The organism is Streptomyces sp. NPDC091377 (assembly GCF_044757045.1).
In the GTDB taxonomy this organism is placed as follows: Bacteria; Actinomycetota; Actinomycetes; order Streptomycetales; family Streptomycetaceae; genus Streptomyces.
The window spans coordinates 383,512-401,193 of sequence record NZ_JBIVUE010000007.1 but is presented as its reverse complement, the minus strand read 5'-3'; the positions used below and the strand labels follow the sequence as shown (position 1 = coordinate 401,193).

The following is a 17,682-nucleotide window of genomic DNA, read 5'->3' as shown; positions in this document are numbered from 1 at the left end:
GCTCAGCCCTTGAGCTGTTCGTACGCCGGCAGCGTCAGGAAGTCGGCGTAGTCCTCGTCCAGGGCGACGGTCAGCAGCAGGTCATGGGCCTGCTGCCAGTGCCCGGCGGTGAACGCCTCGTCGCCGATCTCCGCGCGGATGGCGGCCAGTTCCTCGGCGGCGACCTTGCGGGCCAGTTCGGCGGTGACCCGCTCGCCGTTGTCGAGGACGACGCCCGCGTTGCTCCACTGCCAGATCTGCGAGCGGGAGATCTCCGCGGTGGCGGCGTCCTCCATGAGGTTGAAGATGGCGACCGCGCCGAGCCCGCGCAGCCACGCCTCGATGTACCGGATGCCGACCTGCACCGCGTTGACCAGGCCCGCGTACGTCGGCTTGGCGTCGAGGGAGTCGACGGCGATCAGGTCGGCCGCCTTGACGTCGACGTCCTCGCGCAGCCGGTCCTTCTGGTTCGGCCGGTCGCCGAGAACCCGGTCGAAGGACTCCATGGCGATCGGCACCAGGTCGGGGTGGGCGACCCAGGAGCCGTCGAAGCCGTCGCCCGCCTCCCGGTCCTTGTCCGCGCGCACCTTCTCGAAGGCGACCTTGTTGACCTCGGGGTCCCGGCGGGAGGGGATGAACGCCGCCATGCCGCCGATCGCGTGCGCGCCCCGCTTGTGGCAGGTGCGGACGAGGAGTTCGGTGTACGCGCGCATGAACGGGGCGGTCATCGTCACCGCGTTGCGGTCCGGCAGCACGAACCGGGGCCCGCCGTCACGGAAGTTCTTGACGAGGGAGAAGAGGTAGTCCCAGCGGCCCGCGTTCAGCCCGGAGGCGTGGTCGCGCAGCTCGTAGAGGATCTCCTCCATCTCGTAGGCCGCGGTGATCGTCTCGATGAGGACGGTGGCGCGGACGGTGCCCTGCGGGACACCGACGTAGTCCTGGGCGAAGACGAACACCTCGTTCCAGAGGCGGGCCTCCAGGTGGGACTCCGTCTTCGGGAGGTAGAAGTACGGGCCCTTGCCGAGGTCGATCAGCCGCTGGGCGTTGTGGAAGAAGTAGAGGCCGAAGTCGACCAGGGCGCCGGGGACCGGGACGCCGTCGGCGTCGGTCAGATGACGCTCGTCCAGATGCCAGCCGCGCGGGCGCATCACGACGGTGGCCAGTTCGTCGTCGGCCTTCAGGGCGTACGACTTGCCGCTTCCGGCGTCGGTGAAGTCGATGTTCCGGGTGTAGGCGTCGGCCAGGTTCACCTGGCCGAGGATCACATTCTCCCAGGTGGGCGCGGAGGCGTCCTCGAAGTCCGCGAGCCACACCTTGGCACCGGAGTTGAGGGCGTTGATGGTCATCTTGCGGTCGGTGGGGCCGGTGATCTCCACCCGGCGGTCGTCCAGCGCGGCCGGCGACGGGGCGACCCGCCAGGAGTCGTCCTCGCGGATCGCGGCGGTCTCCGGCAGGAAGTCGAGGGTCGAGGTGAGGGCGATCTCGGCGCGGCGCTCCGCGCGGCGGGCGAGGAGTGCGTCACGCCGGGGCGTGAACCGGCGGTGCAGCTCGGCCACGAAGGCGAGCGCCGCGTCGGTGAGGACCTCCTCCTGCCGCGGCAGGGGCTCGGCGTCGACGATGGCCAGCGAGGACGGCGCTGGTGCGGACATGAGCTGTCACTTCCTTCGGCGAGCTGTTGCGGCGGACCGGGGTGCCGCCGCCCCGCACGGCGGGCACCGCGTGCCAGAGCGTGCGAACGGGGCGGCGAGGCTCCGATCGTAGATCAGATGCTTCTGAACAGTGGATACTAGTTTCCTCATTGTGGAAGTTCAAGATTTGTGTCGATGTCGAGAATCTCCAATTCGAGCCAAGGTGGCGCTCGGTGTCATCCCGCTCACTCAAGGTGGCCCAGGTCGGCCTCGGTGTCGATGTCGTACGGCCGGGCCACATCCCCGCACTCCACCAGCCGAAGCTCCCGCGCGTGCGCCGCGAGATACGCGCGCGCCCCCCGGTCCCCCGTCGCGGACGCCGCGATCCCCGCCCAGTGCTCCCCGCCCAGCAGCACCGGATGACCGCGTACCCCGTCGTAGACGGCCGAGACCAGCGAGACGCCGGCCGTGCCGTCCGCGTACGCGGCGAGCACCCGCGCCACCGCTTCCGGCCCGATGCCGGGCTGGTCGACCAGCGCGACGAGCGCCGCCCGCGCACCGGTTCCGGTCAGCGAGTCCAGCCCCGCACGCAGCGAGGACCCCATCCCCCGCTCCCACTCCGGGTTGTCCACCAGCACACATCCGTCCAGCCGCGCCTCCCGGCGTACGGTCTCGGCGCGCGCCCCCAGTACGACATGGATCCGGGCGCATCCGGCCGTCCGCAGCACCTCCACCCCCTGTTCGACCAGCGGTCTTCCCCGGTGCCTCAGCAGTGCCTTGGGGCGCCCGCCCAGCCGCCGCCCGCCCCCGGCGGCCAGCAGCAGCGCGGCGACCGGGCTCTCGTCCTGATCCGTCATGGTCCCTGCTTACCCGACACCGGGGCGCATCGCCCGCGCGCGCCGGGCGCGAATCTCCGCCAGGAGTCAACCTCGCGTTCCCCGTGCGCCCCGGGGCGCACACAGCGGGCTGAATTTCGGTCCGCGTGGTGGCGCGCGCCGCGCGTGGTGCCGTTTACTGACCCGCGTCCGTGGTGCCGACCACCGGCAGGGCACGACCGGAGAGCGCACCACCGGGTGCGCGGGGGGAGAAGATCGTGTGGGACAGCTTGTGGGACAGCCTGGAGCAGACGACGGTGCCGGGCAGCCGTGAGGATCCGAGGGTGGCGGAGCTGAGGGTCGCCGAACTGCGGACCGCGGTCTCCCGGCTGCGCCGTGAACTCGCCGCCCACCCGGCCGACTTCCCGGACCGCTTCTTCGCCGAGGAGGAACTGGCCGCCCTCACCGCGATACTCACCCACGGCACCCCGGAGCCCGCGCGGCTGCGCCGCTCGCTCCTGGTGATCGCCGGCGCGATCGGCTCGGTGAGCGCGCTGTCGGGGCGGCTGGCCGAGGTCAGGACGGCGGTGGAGGTGTTCGGGCAGCCCGCGAGGACCTGACGGGCCCTGAGAGGGACTGGCAGCCCTGAGGGACTGGCAGCCCTGAGAGAACCTGACGGCCGGGACGCCTACTGGACGTCTACGGACGTCTACTGGACGCCGGAGCTGGCCAGCGCGTGCGACAGGTCGAGCGCGGTCTGCTGGAGCACCGGCACGATCCGCTCGGTGGCCTCCTCGGTGACCCGGCCGGCGGGCCCGGAGATGGAGATGGCCGCCGCGGTGGGGGAGTCGGGCACCGGCACGGCCAGACACCGCACCCCGATCTCCTGCTCGTTGTCGTCCACCGCGTACCCCTGGCTCCGGACGTCTTCCAGCGCCGCGAGGAACCCGTCGGCCGTGACGATGGTCTTCTCCGTCGCGGCGGGCATCCCGGTGCGGGCCAGCAGCGCCCGCACCTCCTCCGGCGGAAAACCCGCCAGCAGGGCCTTGCCCACCCCCGTGGAGTGCGGCAGCACCCGCCGGCCGACCTCGGTGAACATCCGCATCGAGTGCTTGGACGGCACCTGCGCCACATACACGATCTCGTCGCCGTCGAGCAGCGCCATGTTCGCCGTCTCGCCCGTCTCCTCGACCAGCCGGGCGAGATAGGGGCGGGCCCAGGTGCCCAGCAGCCGGGAGGCCGACTCACCCAGCCGGATCAGCCGCGGGCCGAGCGCGTACCGCCGATTGGGCTGCTGGCGTACGTAGCCGCACGCCACCAGGGTGCGCATCAGCCGGTGGATGGTGGGCAGCGGAAGCCCGCTGCTCGCGGACAGCTCGCTGAGGCCGACCTCGCCGCCCGCGTCCGCCATCCGCTCCAACAGGTCGAAGGCGCGCTCAAGGGACTGGACGCCGCCGCTGGGGGAGGACTTGACGGAGTCGTTGGTGCTGGCGCTCGACGTCGGCACGGCGCGTTCCTTTCGGGGCTGGCGGGAGGGCAGAAGCCTACCCGGCAACCGGTCGACTCCCCGCTGACGCGGAGCTACGTTCTGCCTTCCGGAAGTGTAATTCCGCTTTGTGGAAACGTCCAGAGGGCTGCGTCGAGTGCGCCGAGGTGTACTGGGGAGAAGTGTGCCTCTTGAGGTGCCTCTTGACGCGACTGCGACGGGAGTGAAGACTCCGGCATCAGATTCAACAAAACGTTGAACAGAGAGGGGATGCGGGTGTCCGACACCGTGCACGCGGGAGCAGAGGGTGTGGACGCGGGGGCGGAACCCGTGGAACTGGTGCTGCGCTCGACGCGCGTCCTCACCCCCGAGGGGACACGCGCCGCGTCCGTCACCGTCACCGGCGGCACCATCACCGCCGTACTCCCCTACGACGCACCCGTGGCGGCGGCGCGGACCGAGGACCTCGGCGACGATGTGCTGCTGCCGGGCCTGGTGGACACCCACGTGCATGTGAACGACCCCGGCCGCACCGAGTGGGAGGGCTTCTGGACCGCCACCCGCGCGGCGGCGGCCGGCGGCATCACCACCCTCGTGGACATGCCCCTCAACTCCCTCCCGCCGACCACCACTGTCGAGCATCTGCGGATCAAGCGGCAGGCCGCCGCCGACAAGGCCCACGTCGACGTCGGCTTCTGGGGCGGCGCCCTGCCCGACAACGTCCGCGACCTGCGCCCGCTGCACGAGGCCGGGGTCTTCGGCTTCAAGGCGTTCCTCTCCCCGTCCGGCGTGGACGAGTTCCCGCACCTGGACCGGGACCGGCTCGCCCGGTCCATGACGGAGATCGCCGGCTTCGACGGACTGCTCATCGTGCACGCCGAGGACCCCCACCACCTCGCCGCCGCCCCCCAGCAGGGCGGCCCCAGGTACGCCGACTTCCTGGCCAGCCGCCCGCGCCACGCCGAGGACACCGCCATAGGAGCCCTCGTCGAACAGGCGCGACGGCTCGACGCCCGCGTCCACGTCCTCCACCTCTCCTCCTCCGACGCGCTGCCGCTGATCGCCGCCGCGCGCGCCGACGGCGTCCGGCTCACCGTGGAGACCTGCCCGCACTACCTCACCCTGACGGCGGAGGAAGTCCCCGACGGGGCCAGTGAGTTCAAGTGCTGCCCGCCAATCCGCGAGGCCGCCAACCAGGATCTGCTGTGGCAGGCACTCGCCGACGGCACGATTGACTGCGTGGTCACCGACCACTCCCCGTCGACGGCCGACCTCAAGACGGACGACTTCGCCACCGCATGGGGCGGCATATCGGGCCTCCAGCTCAGCCTCCCCGCGGTCTGGACCGCGGCCCGCGCCCGCGGCCTCACCCTGGAGGACGTCGTCCGCTGGATGGCGTCCCGCACCGCCGCGCTCGTCGGCCTCGACCACCGCAAGGGCGCCATAGCGCCCGGTCACGACGCCGACTTCGCCGTCCTCGCCCCCGACGCCGCCTTCACCGTCGACCCCGCCGCCCTCCAGCACCGCAACCGGGTCACCGCCTACGCCGGACGCACCCTCTACGGCGTCGTGCGCTCCACCTGGCTGCGCGGCCGACGCATCCTGCACGACGGCGAGTTCACCGCACCGCGGGGCCACCTCCTCACCCGGACCGACCACCGACTCCCACCCGACGACACGAAAGGCAGGACCTGATCACCGTGACGGCGATCGTGAGTTTCACCGGCGACGCACACCCCTACGGCGGCGGTGACCCCTACGCGGACTACCGCACCGCCGACCTCCCCTTCACCCACCACGTCGACCTCGCCGACCGCCGCCTCGGCGCCGGAGTCATCGCCGCCAACGACGAGTTCTTCGCCCAGCGCGAGAACCTGCTGCTGCCCGGGCCCGCCGTGTTCGACCCCGAGCACTTCGGCCACAAGGGCAAGATCATGGACGGCTGGGAGACCCGCCGCCGCCGCGGGGTCTCCGCCGAGCACCCCTGGCCGGCACCGGAGGACCACGACTGGGCCCTGATCCGGCTCGGCGCCCCCGGCGTCATCCACGGCATCGTCGTGGACACGGCCCACTTCCGCGGCAACCACCCCCAGTCCGTGTCGATCGAGGGCACCTCGCTGCCCGGCTCCCCGTCCCCCGCGGAACTCCTCGCGGACGACGTCACCTGGACGCCCCTCGTCCCCCGCACCCCGATCGGCGGCCACGCGGCCAACGGCTTCGCGGTGACCTCGCACCGGCGCTTCACCCACCTCCGCGTCAACCAGCACCCGGACGGCGGCATCGCCCGGCTGCGCGTCCACGGCGAGGTCGTCCCGGACCCGCGCTGGCTCGCCGCCCTCGGCTCCTTCGACGTCGTCGCCCTGGAGAACGGCGGCCGGGTCGAGGACGCCTCCGACCTCTTCTACTCACCCGCCACCCACACCATCCAGCCCGGCCGCTCCCGCAAGATGGACGACGGCTGGGAGACCCGCCGCCGCCGCGACCAGGGCCACGACTGGATCCGCTACCGCCTCACCGCCCGCTCCCGGATCCACGCCGTCGAGATCGACACGGCCTGTCTGAAGGGCAACAGCGCGGGCTGGGCGTCGGTGTCGGTGAGCGACGGCGACGACGCCGACGGGGCCGACGGGGCCGGCACCTGGCGGGAGATCCTTCCGCGCACCCGCCTCCAGCCCGACACCAACCACCGCTTCGTCCTGGACACCCCGGCCGACGGCACCCACGCCCGCGTCGACATCTACCCGGACGGTGGAATCTCCCGCCTGCGGCTGCACGGCACCCTCACGGCGGAAGGCGCGGCGGCCCTGACGGCCCGTCACCGGGAACTGGACGGCGAGCGATAGAGGTAGCGGCCTGTGGCGGGGGGAGGAGAAGGGCAGGCGGCAGACGTGGCGCCCCGCGGTGGGGGAGGGCGGGCGGCAGCTCCTGACTCTGCCGCCCGGCTCCCCGCTGACCAGGCGTTACGCCGTAAACCCCCCGTCCACGGTGAACTCCGCCCCGGTCACGTACGTGGCCCCGACCAGATGCGCCACCACCGACGCGACCTCGTCCACCACCCCGTACCGGCCCAACGCGGTGAGCGCGGAGTTCCCGGCCGCGTACTCGCCGTCCGCCGGATTCATGTCGGTGTCGATCGGCCCGGGATGCACGATGTTGGCGGTGATCCCGCGCGCCCCCAACTCCCGCGCGAGTGCCTTCGTCAGCCCCACCAGCGCGGACTTGCTCATCGCGTAGAGCGTCCCGCCCGGACCCGGCACCCGCTGCACCATGCACGAGCCGATGGTGATGATCCGCCCGCCCGGCCCCATGCGCGCGGCGGCGGCCTGGGACGCCAGGAACACCCCGCGGACATTCACCGCGAGCACCCGCTCCACATCGGCGGGCGCGAGCCCCTCCAGCGGCCCGAGCACCCCCACCCCGGCGTTGTTCACGAGGACATCGAGCCCGCCCAACGCCTCGGCGGCCAGCACGACCGCCCCCGCGGCCTCGTCCGGGTCACCGGAGTCCGCCCGCAGCGCGACCCCGCGTCGCCCGAGCGCCTCGATCGCACGGACGACGTCCTCGGCCCCGTCCTTGCCGTTCACATAGGTCACCGCCACATCGGCCCCCGCCCGGGCGAGCCGCAGCGCCGTCGCCGCGCCGATACCCCGGCTGCCACCGGTGACCAGGACCTTCCTGCCCATCAGCGTGCCGCTGTCGTGACCTTTCCCGACTGTCAGTGTGTTCGTCATGCCCTTATTCCACCGACCGCCCCCGCCCGTCGCTGGCGGCGAACGGACACCGACCTGAGCGGTGCCGGAGCGGCCGATCCGATGAGTTGCGAAGCCCGCGCGGGTCTGAACTTCTGAAACCGTCCCTTCCCGAGGCCCGACAGCAAAAACAGGCAGCAGGCAGCAGAACAGGCAGCAGAACAGGTAACAGAAGCAGGCAGCACAACAGGCAGCAACAGCAGCAGGCAACAGCAGCAACAGCAGCAACAGCAACAGGAGACAGAAGGCAGGCACCAATCATGGCCAAGCTCACCCTCACCGCGTTCGTGTCCCTCGACGGCGTCCACCAGGGCCCCGGCGGTCCCCAGGAGGACACCCGGGACGGCTTCACCCAGGGCGGCTGGACCGTCCCGTACAGCGACGACGAGTCCGGGCGTTTCGTCTCCGACCTCTTCGACCGCGTCGGCGCCTTCCTCCTGGGCCGCCGCACCTACGACATCTTCGCCGCGTACTGGCCCCGGGTGACCGACCCGCAGGACCCCATCGCGGGCCCGCTGAACCGGCTGCCGAAGTACGTCCCGTCGACCACCCTCACCGACCCGGCGTGGGCCCGCACCACCGTGCTCGGCGGCGATCTCACCGAGGAGGTCGGCGCGCTGAAGAACACCACCGACGGCGAACTCCAGGTGCACGGCAGCGCCGTCCTCGCCCAGTCCCTGCTCGCCCGGGGCCTGGTCGACACCATCCACCTGCTCACCTTCCCGGTCGTCCTGGGCGCGGGCCGCCGCCTCTTCGCCGAGGGCGCCCTCCCGACCGCCTTCCGGCACGAGGGCGGCCGGATCACCGCCAGGGGCGTCTCCATCCAGACGTACGGCCGCGTGGGCCGCCCGGAGTACGGCGAATTCCCCCTTCCCGAGGACACCCTCCCCGAGACCCCCTGAACACGGGCCTGCTCGGCTCCTCGGCGCCTCAGCCCGATCTCCGGCTCTCCGCCGCCGCGAACAGCGCGAACGCGAGCACGATCAGCACGACACCGGCGAAGACCTCGTACCCCTCAAGAAAGCGATGCACCAGGCCGCCGCCCCACCCCGTGAACCGGTGCACCAGCCCGAGCACGCCCTGGACCAGGGCCAGGAATCCGAGAATCTCCAGGAACTGCCTCATACGCCCGACGATCCCTCCGCGCCCCGCGCCCGCGCATCGGCCGCCGGACGGGTCGCGACCGACGGAAGTCTCCCGTCCCCCCGGCGCGGCACGCCGAAAGTCTCGGGCACCGCGACTTTGGTCGGTGTTCTCCGCACGATGAGGTGCCACGGTCCCGCACTGCGTAGATTTGTCGACCGTGAAAGGTCAAGCCGTGGTGGAGTCCGCGTCGGCGTTCCCGTTCAAGGGACGCCGCTGGCTGCTTCCGTCCGCCGTCGTGCACGAACTGGACCCGGACGCCCCGCGCTCCGGGAGGTCCGGCCGCCCGCGCCGTACCGCCCGCGACTGGATCGTGGACTTCTCCCTCTTCCTGATCGCCGCACTGATCGGCGCCCTGGACGCGGACAGCATGGCCGCGCGCGACATCTCGCCCGCCCTCGCCGGACTCGACCAGCTCCTCGGCGCCCTGGCCTGCGGCGCGGTCTGGCTGCGCCGCCGCTGGCCGGTCGGACTCGCGATCGCTCTCCTGGCGGTCAGCTTCCTGTCCAGTACGGCGGCCGGCGCGTTCCTCGTCGCCATCTTCACCGTCGCCGTGCACCGGCCCTTCCGGTACGTCGGCTGGATCGCCGGCATCAGTTTCCTCCAGCTCCCCCTCTTCTACTGGCTGCGGCCCGAGCCGGACATGTCCTACCCTTTGATCGTCGGGTTCTCGGTGCTGCTCGTCCTCGTCGTCATCGCCTGGGGCAGGCTCGCCCGCTCCAAGCGCGAGCTGATGCTCACCCTGCGCGACCGGGCGCGGCACGCCGAGACCGAGGCGCAACTGCGCGCCGACCGGGCCCAGCGACTGGCCCGGGAGTCGATCGCCCGCGAGATGCACGACGTGCTCGCGCACCGGCTGACCCTGCTGAGCGTGCACGCGGGCGCCCTGGAGTTCCGGCCGGACGCACCGCGCGAGGAGATCGTGCGGGCGGCCGGTGTCATCCGGGAGAGCGCCCACGAGGCCCTTCAGGACCTGCGGGAGATCATCGGCGTCCTGCGCGCGGGGGAGTCCGACGAGTCCGGGCGGCCCCAGCCCACCCTCGCCGCGCTGGACGCGCTCGTCGCCGAGTCGCGCGCGGCCGGGACGAAGGTCCACCTCGATCTGCGGGTCACCGATCCCGACACCGTCCCGGCGTCCGTCGGCCGCACCACCTACCGCATCGCCCAGGAGGGCCTCACCAACGCACGCAAGCACGCCCCCGGCAGCGAGGTGACGGTGGCCGTCACCGGCGCTCCCGGCGACGGCCTCACCGTCCGCGTCCGCAATCCCGACCCCGAGGGCGAGGTCCCGCACGTCCCCGGCTCCGGCCAGGGACTCATCGGCCTCACCGAACGCGCCACCCTCGCCGGTGGCCGCCTGGAACACGGCCCCGCCCCGGACGGTGGCTTCGAGGTCCGGGCCTGGCTGCCGTGGGCGTCCCGGAGCGACGACAGCGCAGGGTGACGCCGCCGCCCGGCACCTCGGATTCCCCCCTCCAGCCCCCCTCCAGCCCCGCTCCAGCCCCCTCGGCCCCCAGCATCCCCACCGCCCGCATCCCGTACTTCCCGTCCCTGCCAACCTTCTTGGGCCCGCCCCGCCCGCGTCCGCGCCATCGGTGCGTCCGGCGGTGTCCGACCGTGATTACGTAAGGGCCATGACTGCGATCAGACTGATCCTGGTGGATGACGACCCCCTTGTCCGGGCGGGCCTGTCGTTCATGCTCGGCGGCGCCGACGACATCGAGATCGTCGGAGAGGCGGCCGACGGCGCGGAGGTCGAGGCACTCGTGGACACGGTCCGCCCGGACGTCGTCCTCATGGACATCCGGATGCCCACGGTGGACGGCCTCACCGCCACCGCCCGGCTGCGCGGCCGTGACGACGCGCCCCAGGTCGTCGTCCTGACCACCTTCCACGCCGACGAACAGGTGCTGCGCGCCCTGCGGGCCGGTGCCGCCGGGTTCGTCCTCAAGGACACCCCGCCCACCGAGATCCTCGACGCCGTACGCCGGGTGGCGGCGGGCGACCCCGTGCTGTCGCCGACCGTCACCCGCCAGCTGATGGAGCACGCTGCGGGCACCGCGGGCGACGACCGCCGGGCCCGCGCGCGTAGCCGGATCGCCGCGCTCAACGACCGCGAACGCGAGGTCGCCGTGGCCGTCGGCCGCGGACTGTCCAACGCCGAGATCGCGGGCGAACTGTTCATGAGCATCGCCACCGTCAAGACCCATGTCTCCCGCGTCCTCGCCAAGCTCGGCCTGAACAACCGCGTACAGATCGCACTCCTCGCCTACGACGCCGGACTCCTCGACGAAGAACACTGAGCGGCGAGGATCGGCAGGGGCCGCGACGGTGCCGACGGGCCTACGGGCCTACGGGCCTACGGGCGGAGACCGGGAGGGCGAACGGGCGGCGCGGCGGGGGCACTTCACCGGATCCCCGCGCGTTGAACGGGCAGACGGAAGGGGGAACATGATGGTGGAAGTGGTCGATCTGGGGAAGTTCGGGGACGCGTTCCGCACCGACCCGCACCCGGTGTACGCCCACCTGCGCGCACGGGGCCCGGTCCACAGGGTGCGAGCCCCCGGCCGGGACGCCGAGGGCGAGATGTGGCTCGTCGTCGGGTACGAGGAGGCGCGTGCCGCCCTCGCGGACCAGCGGCTCGCCAAGGACGCCGGCCGGATCGGGAAGACCTTCCTCGACGTGGACCTGATAGGCGACTACCTCCTCTCCACCGACCCGCCCCAGCACACCCGGCTGCGCTCACTGGTGTCGCGGGCGTTCACCATGCGCCGGGTGGAGCGGCTGCGCCCCCGGATCCAGGCCATCACCGACGAACTGCTCGACACGATGATCCCGCTCGGCCGCGCCGATCTCGTGGAGTCGCTCGCCTATCCGCTGCCGATCACCGTCATCTGCGAACTGCTCGGCATCCCCGAGGTCGACCGCGCCGAGTTCCGTCGGCTGTCCACGGAGACGGTCGCGCCCACGGACCCCGACAGCGAGTACGCGGCCGTGAGCCGGCTCGGTGAGTACCTGACGGAGCTGATCGAGGCCAAGCGGGCGGCGGGCCCCGCCGAGGACCTGCTCAGCGATCTGATCCGCACCACGGCGGAGGACGGCGACCGGCTCTCCGTGGCCGAACTGCGCGGAATGGCCTACCTGTTGCTGATCGCCGGCCATGAGACCACGGTCAATCTGATCACCAACGGGGTCCACGCGCTCCTCACCCACCCCGACCAACTCGCCGCCCTGCGCGCGGACATGACCCTCATCGACGCCGCGGTCGAGGAGACACTGCGCTACGAGGGCCCGGTGGAGAACGCCACGTTCCGGTACGCCGCCGAGCCGCTGGAGATCGCCGGAGTCCCGATCGCGCAGGACGAGCCGGTGCTGATCGGCCTCACCGCGGCCGACCGCGACGGTGACCGGTTCCCCGTGCCCGACCGCTTCGACATCCACCGCGACACCCGAGGCCACATCGCCTTCGGCCACGGCATCCACTTCTGCCTGGGCGCCCCGCTGGCCCGCCTGGAAGTCACGACCGCCCTCCGCAGCCTCCTGGAGCGCGCCCCGCACCTGGCCCTGGACGGCCCACCCGGCGAATGGCTGCCGGGCATGCTGATACGGGGGGTACGGAGCCTGCCGGTGCGCTGGTGACCCGTAGCCCGTGGTCCATGGACCGTAGTCCACGACCCACAACCAGTAACCCACAACCAGTAACCCACAACCCGTAACCCGTAACCCGTAAGCCTCATACTGGATCACACCGGCTCGGGTCCCCCCAGGATCTCCCCGAGCCGCACGGGCCGGTGCTCGCGCCGCGAGCGGTCGCACGCCTCCGCGATCCGCAGCGCCTGCATGGCCTCACGGCCGTCGCAGGGGTTGGCCCGCTCGCCCCGCACCACCTCGATGAAGGCGGCGATTTCGGCCTCGTAGGCCGGTCCGAAGCGTTCCAGGAAGCCGGTCCAGGGTTTGCTGGCGGCCGGTGGCCCGGTCGGCTCGGTGGACGCGATGGGCGTACGGTCGTCCAGGCCGACGGCGATCTGGTCCAGCTCTCCGGCCAGCTCCATCCGGACGTCGTAACCGGCGCCGTTCAGCCGGGTCGCGGTCGCTGTCGCGAGGGTGCCGTCCTCCAGGGTGAGCACCACCGCCGCGGTGTCCAGGTCACCGATCGCCCGGAACAGCGTCGGCCCGTGGTCCGACCCGGCGGCGTACACGTCGAGCACCTCGTGCCCGGTCACCCAGCGCAGGATGTCGAAGTCGTGGATCAGCGTGTCCCGGTACAGCCCGCCGGAGATCCGCAGATGCGAGGTGGGCGGCGGCGCGGGGTCGGACGTCATGGCCCGCACGGTGTGCAGCCGGCCGAGCCGACCGGACCGTATCGCCTCACGGGCACCCGCGTAACCGGTGTCGAAGCGCCGTTGGAAACCCATCTGGAGCACCGTCCCCGCCGTCTCCACCTCGGTGATCGCGGCCAGCGTGCCCGGCAGGTCCAGGGCGATCGGCTTCTCGCAGAAGACGGGGAGGCCGGAGCGGGCGGCCCGGCCGATCATCTCCGCGTGCGCGGCGGTGGCCGTGGTGATCACCACGGCGTCCACGCCCCAGCGGAAGATCTCGTCCACGCCGGGGGCGGCGGTCTCGCCCAACCGGTGGGCCAGCTCCTGAGCGCGTGCGGGATCGGCGTCCGTCAGGATCAGTGAACCCACGTCCCGGTGACGGCTGAGCGTGTTCGCATGAATGGTGCCGATGCGGCCCGTACCGATGACCCCGATGCGCATGGAAACAAAGTGAGGCCCACCGGCCCCGCTGTCAATGCGTATGTCCGGACAATCGAACGACGCAACTTCCCGTCAACCGTCCGCAGAGCTACGCTCGGGCCGTGCCGAAACCAGATGTGGACCCGACCGTGCGGCTGGACCTGAGTGTCGACCGGAGTTCCCCGGTGCCGCTGTACTTCCAGCTCTCCCAGCAGCTGGAGGCCGCCATCGAGCACGGAACGCTCACGCCGGGCAGTCTGCTCGGCAATGAGATCGAGCTGGCCGGGCGGCTCGGTCTGTCCCGGCCGACGGTCCGCCAGGCCATCCAGTCCCTCGTGGACAAGGGCCTGCTGGTACGCCGCCGCGGGGTGGGCACCCAGGTCGTGCACAGCCAGGTCAAGCGCCCGCTGGAGCTGAGCAGCCTCTACGACGATCTGGAGGCGGCCGGCCAGCGGCCCGCGACCAAGGTGCTGGTCAACACCGTCGTCCCGGCCCCGGCGGAGGTGGCGGCGGCGCTCGGCGTCCCGGAGGACAGCGAGGTGCACCGGGTGGAACGGCTGCGGCTCGCCCACGGTGAGCCGATGGCCTGTCTGTGCAACTACCTGCCGCCCGGTCTGCTCGACCTGGACACCGGTCAGCTGGAGTCCACCGGCCTGTACCGGCTGATGCGCTCCGCCGGGATCACCCTGCACAGCGCCCGGCAGTCCATCGGCGCCCGCGCCGCGACCCCCGACGAGGCCGGGCGGCTCGGCGAACCCGAGGGGGCGCCGCTGCTCACCATGCAGCGCACCACCTTCGACGACACCGGCCGCGCGGTCGAGTACGGCACGCACACCTACCGTCCGACGCGCTATTCGTTCGAGTTCCAGCTCCTCGTCAGGCCCTGATCCGGTCCGTGGATGTGACGTGACCTTCGTCTCATTGTCCGGACAATGTGACCGAGTCGCGCTCCCCGGTAGCCGGAGGCACGATCCCTGTGTTCGATACTGGGGCGTTTGGGCCGGTGAGCTGACCGGCTCCTCGCGTACGCAGAACACGGCAAGAAGGGCACAGCCTCGTGGCACCGTTTCGGACCTGGGTAGGCATAGCGCTGGCAGGGGCGCTGTGCGCGTCGCTCGCGGGTTGCAGCAGCACCGGCGGCAAGCGCGCCGAGGACGCCCGCAAGGCCGCGGCCGAGCGGGGGAAGTCGGCGGTGACCACCCCGCGCTGGACCTTCGCGATGATCACCCACTCGGGCGATGGCGACACCTTCTGGGACATCGTGCAGAGCGGCGCCGAGGAGGCCGCCGCCAAGGACAACATCAACTTCGTGTACTCGCACGACGACGAGGCCCAGCAGCAGGCCCAGCTGGTGGACGCGGCCGTGGACAAGAAGGTCGACGGGATCATCGTCACCCTGGCCAAGCCGGACGCGATGAAGGCGGCGGTCGCCCGCGCGGTGAAGGCCGGGATCCCGGTCGTGACCGTGAACTCGGGATCGGCCGAGTCCAAGGAGTTCGGCGCGCTCACCCATATCGGTCAGGACGAGACGATCGCCGGGCAGGCGGTCGGCGAGGAGCTGAACGAGCGCGGGCGCAAGAAGGCCGTGTGCGTCCTGCACGAACAGGGCAACGTCGGCCACGAGCAGCGCTGCGCGGGCGTCAAGGAGACCTTCGACGGCGAGGTGCAGAACCTGTACGTCACCGGCACGAGCATGCCGGACGTGCAGTCCACCCTGGAGGCCAAGCTCCAGACGGACAAGGCCGTCGACGCGGTGGTCACCCTGGGCGCCCCCTACGCCGACACGGCGGTGAAGGCCAAGGAGGGCGCGGGCAGCGACGCCGAGATCGACACGTTCGACCTCAACGCCAAGGTCGCCGCCGGCCTCAAGGACGGCACGCTCGGCTTCGCCGTGGACCAGCAGCCCTACCTCCAGGGCTATGAGGCCGTCGATCTGCTGTGGCTGTACCGCTACAACGCCGATGTCCTCGGCGGCGGTCGGCCGGTGCTGACCGGCCCGCAGATCATCACCAAGGACCAGGCGGCCGAGCTGGAGGAGTACACGAAGCGGGGCACCCGATGACCGCGACCACTGACGAAAGGATTCTGCATATCTCTCCGCTGCGGAGACTGCTCGGCCGGCCCGAGCTGGGCTCGGTGGTCGGCGCGATCGCGGTGTTCGTGTTCTTCGCCGTGGTCGCCGACAGCTTCCTGCGCGCGTCCAGCCTCAGCACCGTCCTGTACGCCGCCTCCACCATCGGCATCATGGCCGTCCCGGTCGCGCTGCTGATGATCGGCGGCGAGTTCGATCTGTCCGCGGGCGTGCTCGTCACGTCCTCCGCGCTGATCTCGTCCATGTTCAGCTACCAGATGACCGCGAACGTCTGGGTGGGCGTCGGCGTGTCCCTGCTCGTCACGCTCGCGATCGGCGCGTTCAACGGCTTCATGCTCACCCGCACCAGACTGCCGAGCTTCATCATCACGCTCGGCACCTTCCTGATGCTGACCGGCCTGAACCTGGGCTTCACCAAGCTGATCAGCGGCACCGTCTCCACCAAGTCGATCGCCGACATGGAGGGCTTCCCGAGCGCGCGCGACCTGTTCGCCTCGACGCTCACCCTCGGCGGGGTCGCCTTCAAGGTGACCATCCTGTGGTGGTTCGCCCTGATCGCCCTCGCCTCCTGGATCCTGCTGCGCACCCGCGCGGGCAACTGGATCTTCGCCGTCGGCGGCAACAAGGACGCCGCCCGCGCGGTCGGCGTTCCGGTCGACCTGACGAAGATCGGCCTCTACATGGGCGTCGCCTTCGGCGCCTGGATCTCCGGCCAGCACCTGCTCTTCTCGTACGACGTCGTCCAGTCCGGCGAGGGTGTCGGCAACGAGCTGATCTACATCATCGCGGCCGTGATCGGCGGCTGTCTGATCACCGGCGGCTACGGCAGCGCGGTCGGCTCGGCGGTCGGCGCGCTCATCTTCGGCATGACCAGCAAGGGCATCGTCTTCGCCGAGTGGAACCCCGACTGGTTCAAGTTCTTCCTCGGAGCGATGCTGCTCCTCGCGACCCTGCTCAACGCCTGGGTCCGCAAGCGCGCGGAGGCCGCCGCATGACCGGGACCGAACGGCTGACCGGGGTCGAACAGGGGGCCGGGTCCGGGGTCGCGGCGCTGACCGGGGCCGACCCGAAGGGCGCGTGCCTGCCCGAGCCGCGTACGGCCCTGGTCGAGCTGTCCGACGTCAGCAAGCGCTACGGCGGGATCCGGGCCCTGGAGGGTGTCTCCCTCCAGGTGCACGCCGGGGAGATCACCTGTGTGCTCGGCGACAACGGCGCCGGGAAGTCCACCCTGATCAAAATCATCGCGGGGCTCCACCGGCACGACGGCGGCACCCTGCGCCTGGACGGCGAGGAGACCCGCCTCGGCTCTCCGCGCGAGGCACTGGACCGCGGGATCGCCACGGTCTACCAGGACCTCGCGGTCGTCTCCCTGATGCCGGTGTGGCGGAACTTCTTCCTCGGCTCCGAGCCCCGCAAGGGCGTCGGCCCCTTCAAGCGCCTGGACGTCCACCGCATGCGGGAGACCACGCGCACGGAGCTGCTCCGCATGGGCATCGACCTGCCCGACGTGGACCAGCCCATCGGCACCCTCTCGGGCGGCCAGCGCCAGTGCGTGGCGATCGCCCGCGCGGTGTACTTCGGCGCGAAGGTGCTCGTCCTGGACGAGCCGACGGCCGCGCTCGGGGTGAAGCAGTCGGGTGTCGTCCTCAAGTACGTGGCGGCGGCCAGGGACCAGGGTCTGGGCGTGGTCCTGATCACCCACAACCCGCATCACGCGTACCTGGTCGGCGACCGTTTCGTCCTCCTCCGACGCGGCACGATGACCGGCAGCCACGCCCGCGAGGAGATCACCCTGGACGAACTCACCCGCCAGATGGCGGGCGGGGACGACCTGGACGACCTACGACACGAGTTGCAGCGGGGCTGAGGGGGACGAGGCACGTGTCTCGCCGGGGCCGAGGGGCGCTCCTTGCCGGAGCCGGAGGCTTGCCCTGCCGGAGCGGCGGGGGCGCCCGTCGCCGGGGCCGAGCGGTTTGGTCGGCCGGGGCCGGGGGTCTGTCCTGCCGGGGCCGAGTGCCGTACTCCGGCCGGGGCTGAGGGGGCTCTTTGTC

General features: G+C 71.5%; 17 protein-coding genes. 11 read left to right on the top strand and 6 right to left on the bottom strand.

Annotation, left to right across the window (positions count from 1 at the left end):
• Window positions 1–2 precede the first annotated feature (2 nt).
• Window positions 3–1,628 carry a malate synthase A gene (gene aceB, locus ACIQNG_RS18615; RefSeq protein ID WP_401486176.1) on the bottom strand — a complete coding sequence of 542 codons (1,626 nt, stop codon included), beginning with the start codon at window positions 1,626–1,628 and terminating at the stop codon, window positions 3–5.
• Between the two features lie 224 nt (window positions 1,629–1,852).
• Window positions 1,853–2,464 (bottom strand): NTP transferase domain-containing protein, encoded by a 612-nt coding sequence (locus tag ACIQNG_RS18610; protein ID WP_401424949.1) that lies wholly within the window; start codon window positions 2,462–2,464, stop codon window positions 1,853–1,855.
• A 275-nt stretch (window positions 2,465–2,739) separates the two neighbouring features.
• Between ACIQNG_RS18610 and ACIQNG_RS18605 the strand changes: the two genes are divergently transcribed.
• Window positions 2,740–3,042: a DUF5955 family protein gene (locus ACIQNG_RS18605; RefSeq protein ID WP_401425202.1), complete on the top strand. Its 303-nt coding sequence runs from the start codon at window positions 2,740–2,742 to the stop codon at window positions 3,040–3,042.
• A gap of 89 nt (window positions 3,043–3,131) precedes the next feature.
• Here ACIQNG_RS18605 and ACIQNG_RS18600 read toward each other — a convergent pair whose 3' ends face one another.
• Complete coding sequence (locus tag ACIQNG_RS18600; protein ID WP_401424946.1) at window positions 3,132–3,929, bottom strand: IclR family transcriptional regulator; 798 nt, start codon at window positions 3,927–3,929, stop codon at window positions 3,132–3,134.
• Between the two features lie 255 nt (window positions 3,930–4,184).
• On the opposite strand from ACIQNG_RS18600, the gene allB reads away from it, so the two are divergent.
• Both allB and alc read left to right on the top strand, forming a co-directional pair.
• Window positions 4,185–5,603: an allantoinase AllB gene (gene allB / locus ACIQNG_RS18595; RefSeq protein WP_401486174.1), complete on the top strand. Its 1,419-nt coding sequence runs from the start codon at window positions 4,185–4,187 to the stop codon at window positions 5,601–5,603.
• 5 nt (window positions 5,604–5,608) lie between these two features.
• Window positions 5,609–6,751 (top strand): allantoicase, encoded by a 1,143-nt coding sequence (gene alc, locus ACIQNG_RS18590; protein ID WP_401486172.1) that lies wholly within the window; start codon window positions 5,609–5,611, stop codon window positions 6,749–6,751.
• A gap of 117 nt (window positions 6,752–6,868) precedes the next feature.
• On the opposite strand, the gene ACIQNG_RS18585 is transcribed toward alc, so the two are convergent.
• Window positions 6,869–7,639: an SDR family oxidoreductase gene (locus ACIQNG_RS18585; RefSeq protein ID WP_401486170.1), complete on the bottom strand. Its 771-nt coding sequence runs from the start codon at window positions 7,637–7,639 to the stop codon at window positions 6,869–6,871.
• 278 nt (window positions 7,640–7,917) lie between these two features.
• Between ACIQNG_RS18585 and ACIQNG_RS18580 the strand changes: the two genes are divergently transcribed.
• Window positions 7,918–8,559, top strand: a complete 642-nt coding sequence (locus tag ACIQNG_RS18580) for a dihydrofolate reductase family protein (RefSeq protein ID WP_401486166.1) — start codon at window positions 7,918–7,920, stop codon at window positions 8,557–8,559.
• Window positions 8,560–8,587: 28 nt separating this feature from the next.
• On the opposite strand, the gene ACIQNG_RS18575 is transcribed toward ACIQNG_RS18580, so the two are convergent.
• On the bottom strand, window positions 8,588–8,782 hold the full coding sequence (locus ACIQNG_RS18575) for a hypothetical protein (protein ID WP_401424935.1): 195 nt from the start codon (window positions 8,780–8,782) through the stop codon (window positions 8,588–8,590).
• Window positions 8,783–8,951: 169 nt separating this feature from the next.
• Here ACIQNG_RS18575 and ACIQNG_RS18570 point away from each other — a divergent pair, with 169 nt between their 5' ends.
• The 3 genes from ACIQNG_RS18570 to ACIQNG_RS18560 all read left to right on the top strand — a co-directional run bounded on the left by ACIQNG_RS18570 (window position 8,952) and on the right by ACIQNG_RS18560 (window position 12,439).
• A complete protein-coding gene (locus tag ACIQNG_RS18570; protein WP_401486163.1) occupies window positions 8,952–10,244 on the top strand; it encodes a sensor histidine kinase in 1,293 nt (430 codons plus the stop codon).
• A gap of 190 nt (window positions 10,245–10,434) precedes the next feature.
• Entirely contained in the window at window positions 10,435–11,103 is a 669-nt protein-coding gene (locus tag ACIQNG_RS18565; RefSeq protein WP_401486161.1) for a response regulator, read from the top strand.
• Between the two features lie 151 nt (window positions 11,104–11,254).
• Window positions 11,255–12,439, top strand: a complete 1,185-nt coding sequence (locus ACIQNG_RS18560) for a cytochrome P450 (protein ID WP_401486326.1) — start codon at window positions 11,255–11,257, stop codon at window positions 12,437–12,439.
• A gap of 104 nt (window positions 12,440–12,543) precedes the next feature.
• Here ACIQNG_RS18560 and ACIQNG_RS18555 read toward each other — a convergent pair whose 3' ends face one another.
• Window positions 12,544–13,560 (bottom strand): Gfo/Idh/MocA family oxidoreductase, encoded by a 1,017-nt coding sequence (locus ACIQNG_RS18555; protein WP_401486159.1) that lies wholly within the window; start codon window positions 13,558–13,560, stop codon window positions 12,544–12,546.
• A gap of 128 nt (window positions 13,561–13,688) precedes the next feature.
• Between ACIQNG_RS18555 and ACIQNG_RS18550 the strand changes: the two genes are divergently transcribed.
• From ACIQNG_RS18550 to ACIQNG_RS18535, 4 genes are all read left to right on the top strand, one after another.
• The gene (locus ACIQNG_RS18550; RefSeq protein WP_401425198.1) at window positions 13,689–14,426 is read left to right on the top strand and encodes a GntR family transcriptional regulator; all 738 of its coding nucleotides are present in this window, start codon (window positions 13,689–13,691) and stop codon (window positions 14,424–14,426) included.
• Window positions 14,427–14,596: 170 nt separating this feature from the next.
• The gene (locus tag ACIQNG_RS18545; protein ID WP_401486157.1) at window positions 14,597–15,601 is read left to right on the top strand and encodes a sugar ABC transporter substrate-binding protein; all 1,005 of its coding nucleotides are present in this window, start codon (window positions 14,597–14,599) and stop codon (window positions 15,599–15,601) included.
• Complete coding sequence (locus ACIQNG_RS18540; RefSeq protein WP_401424923.1) at window positions 15,598–16,626, top strand: ABC transporter permease; 1,029 nt, start codon at window positions 15,598–15,600, stop codon at window positions 16,624–16,626. Before ACIQNG_RS18545 ends, ACIQNG_RS18540 begins: the two co-directional genes overlap by 4 nt.
• Entirely contained in the window at window positions 16,593–17,498 is a 906-nt protein-coding gene (locus tag ACIQNG_RS18535) for an ATP-binding cassette domain-containing protein (protein WP_401486323.1), read from the top strand. The genes ACIQNG_RS18540 and ACIQNG_RS18535 overlap by 34 nt, the downstream gene beginning before the upstream one ends.
• Window positions 17,499–17,682 lie beyond the last annotated feature (184 nt).

What these genes read in the sequence shown, in the direction of transcription:
- ACIQNG_RS18580 (WP_401486166.1), top strand. Translation starts at nt 7,918, where the DNA reads ATGGCCAAGCTCACCCTCACCGCGTTCGTGTCCCTCGACGGCGTCCAC.
- ACIQNG_RS18575 (WP_401424935.1), bottom strand. Translation starts at nt 8,782, where the DNA reads ATGAGGCAGTTCCTGGAGATTCTCGGATTCCTGGCCCTGGTCCAGGGC.
- ACIQNG_RS18585 (WP_401486170.1), bottom strand. Translation starts at nt 7,639, where the DNA reads ATGACGAACACACTGACAGTCGGGAAAGGTCACGACAGCGGCACGCTG.
- ACIQNG_RS18555 (WP_401486159.1), bottom strand. Translation starts at nt 13,560, where the DNA reads ATGCGCATCGGGGTCATCGGTACGGGCCGCATCGGCACCATTCATGCG.
- ACIQNG_RS18540 (WP_401424923.1), top strand. Translation starts at nt 15,598, where the DNA reads ATGACCGCGACCACTGACGAAAGGATTCTGCATATCTCTCCGCTGCGG.
- aceB (WP_401486176.1), bottom strand. Translation starts at nt 1,628, where the DNA reads ATGTCCGCACCAGCGCCGTCCTCGCTGGCCATCGTCGACGCCGAGCCC.
- ACIQNG_RS18560 (WP_401486326.1), top strand. Translation starts at nt 11,255, where the DNA reads ATGGTGGAAGTGGTCGATCTGGGGAAGTTCGGGGACGCGTTCCGCACC.
- ACIQNG_RS18610 (WP_401424949.1), bottom strand. Translation starts at nt 2,464, where the DNA reads ATGACGGATCAGGACGAGAGCCCGGTCGCCGCGCTGCTGCTGGCCGCC.
- ACIQNG_RS18565 (WP_401486161.1), top strand. Translation starts at nt 10,435, where the DNA reads ATGACTGCGATCAGACTGATCCTGGTGGATGACGACCCCCTTGTCCGG.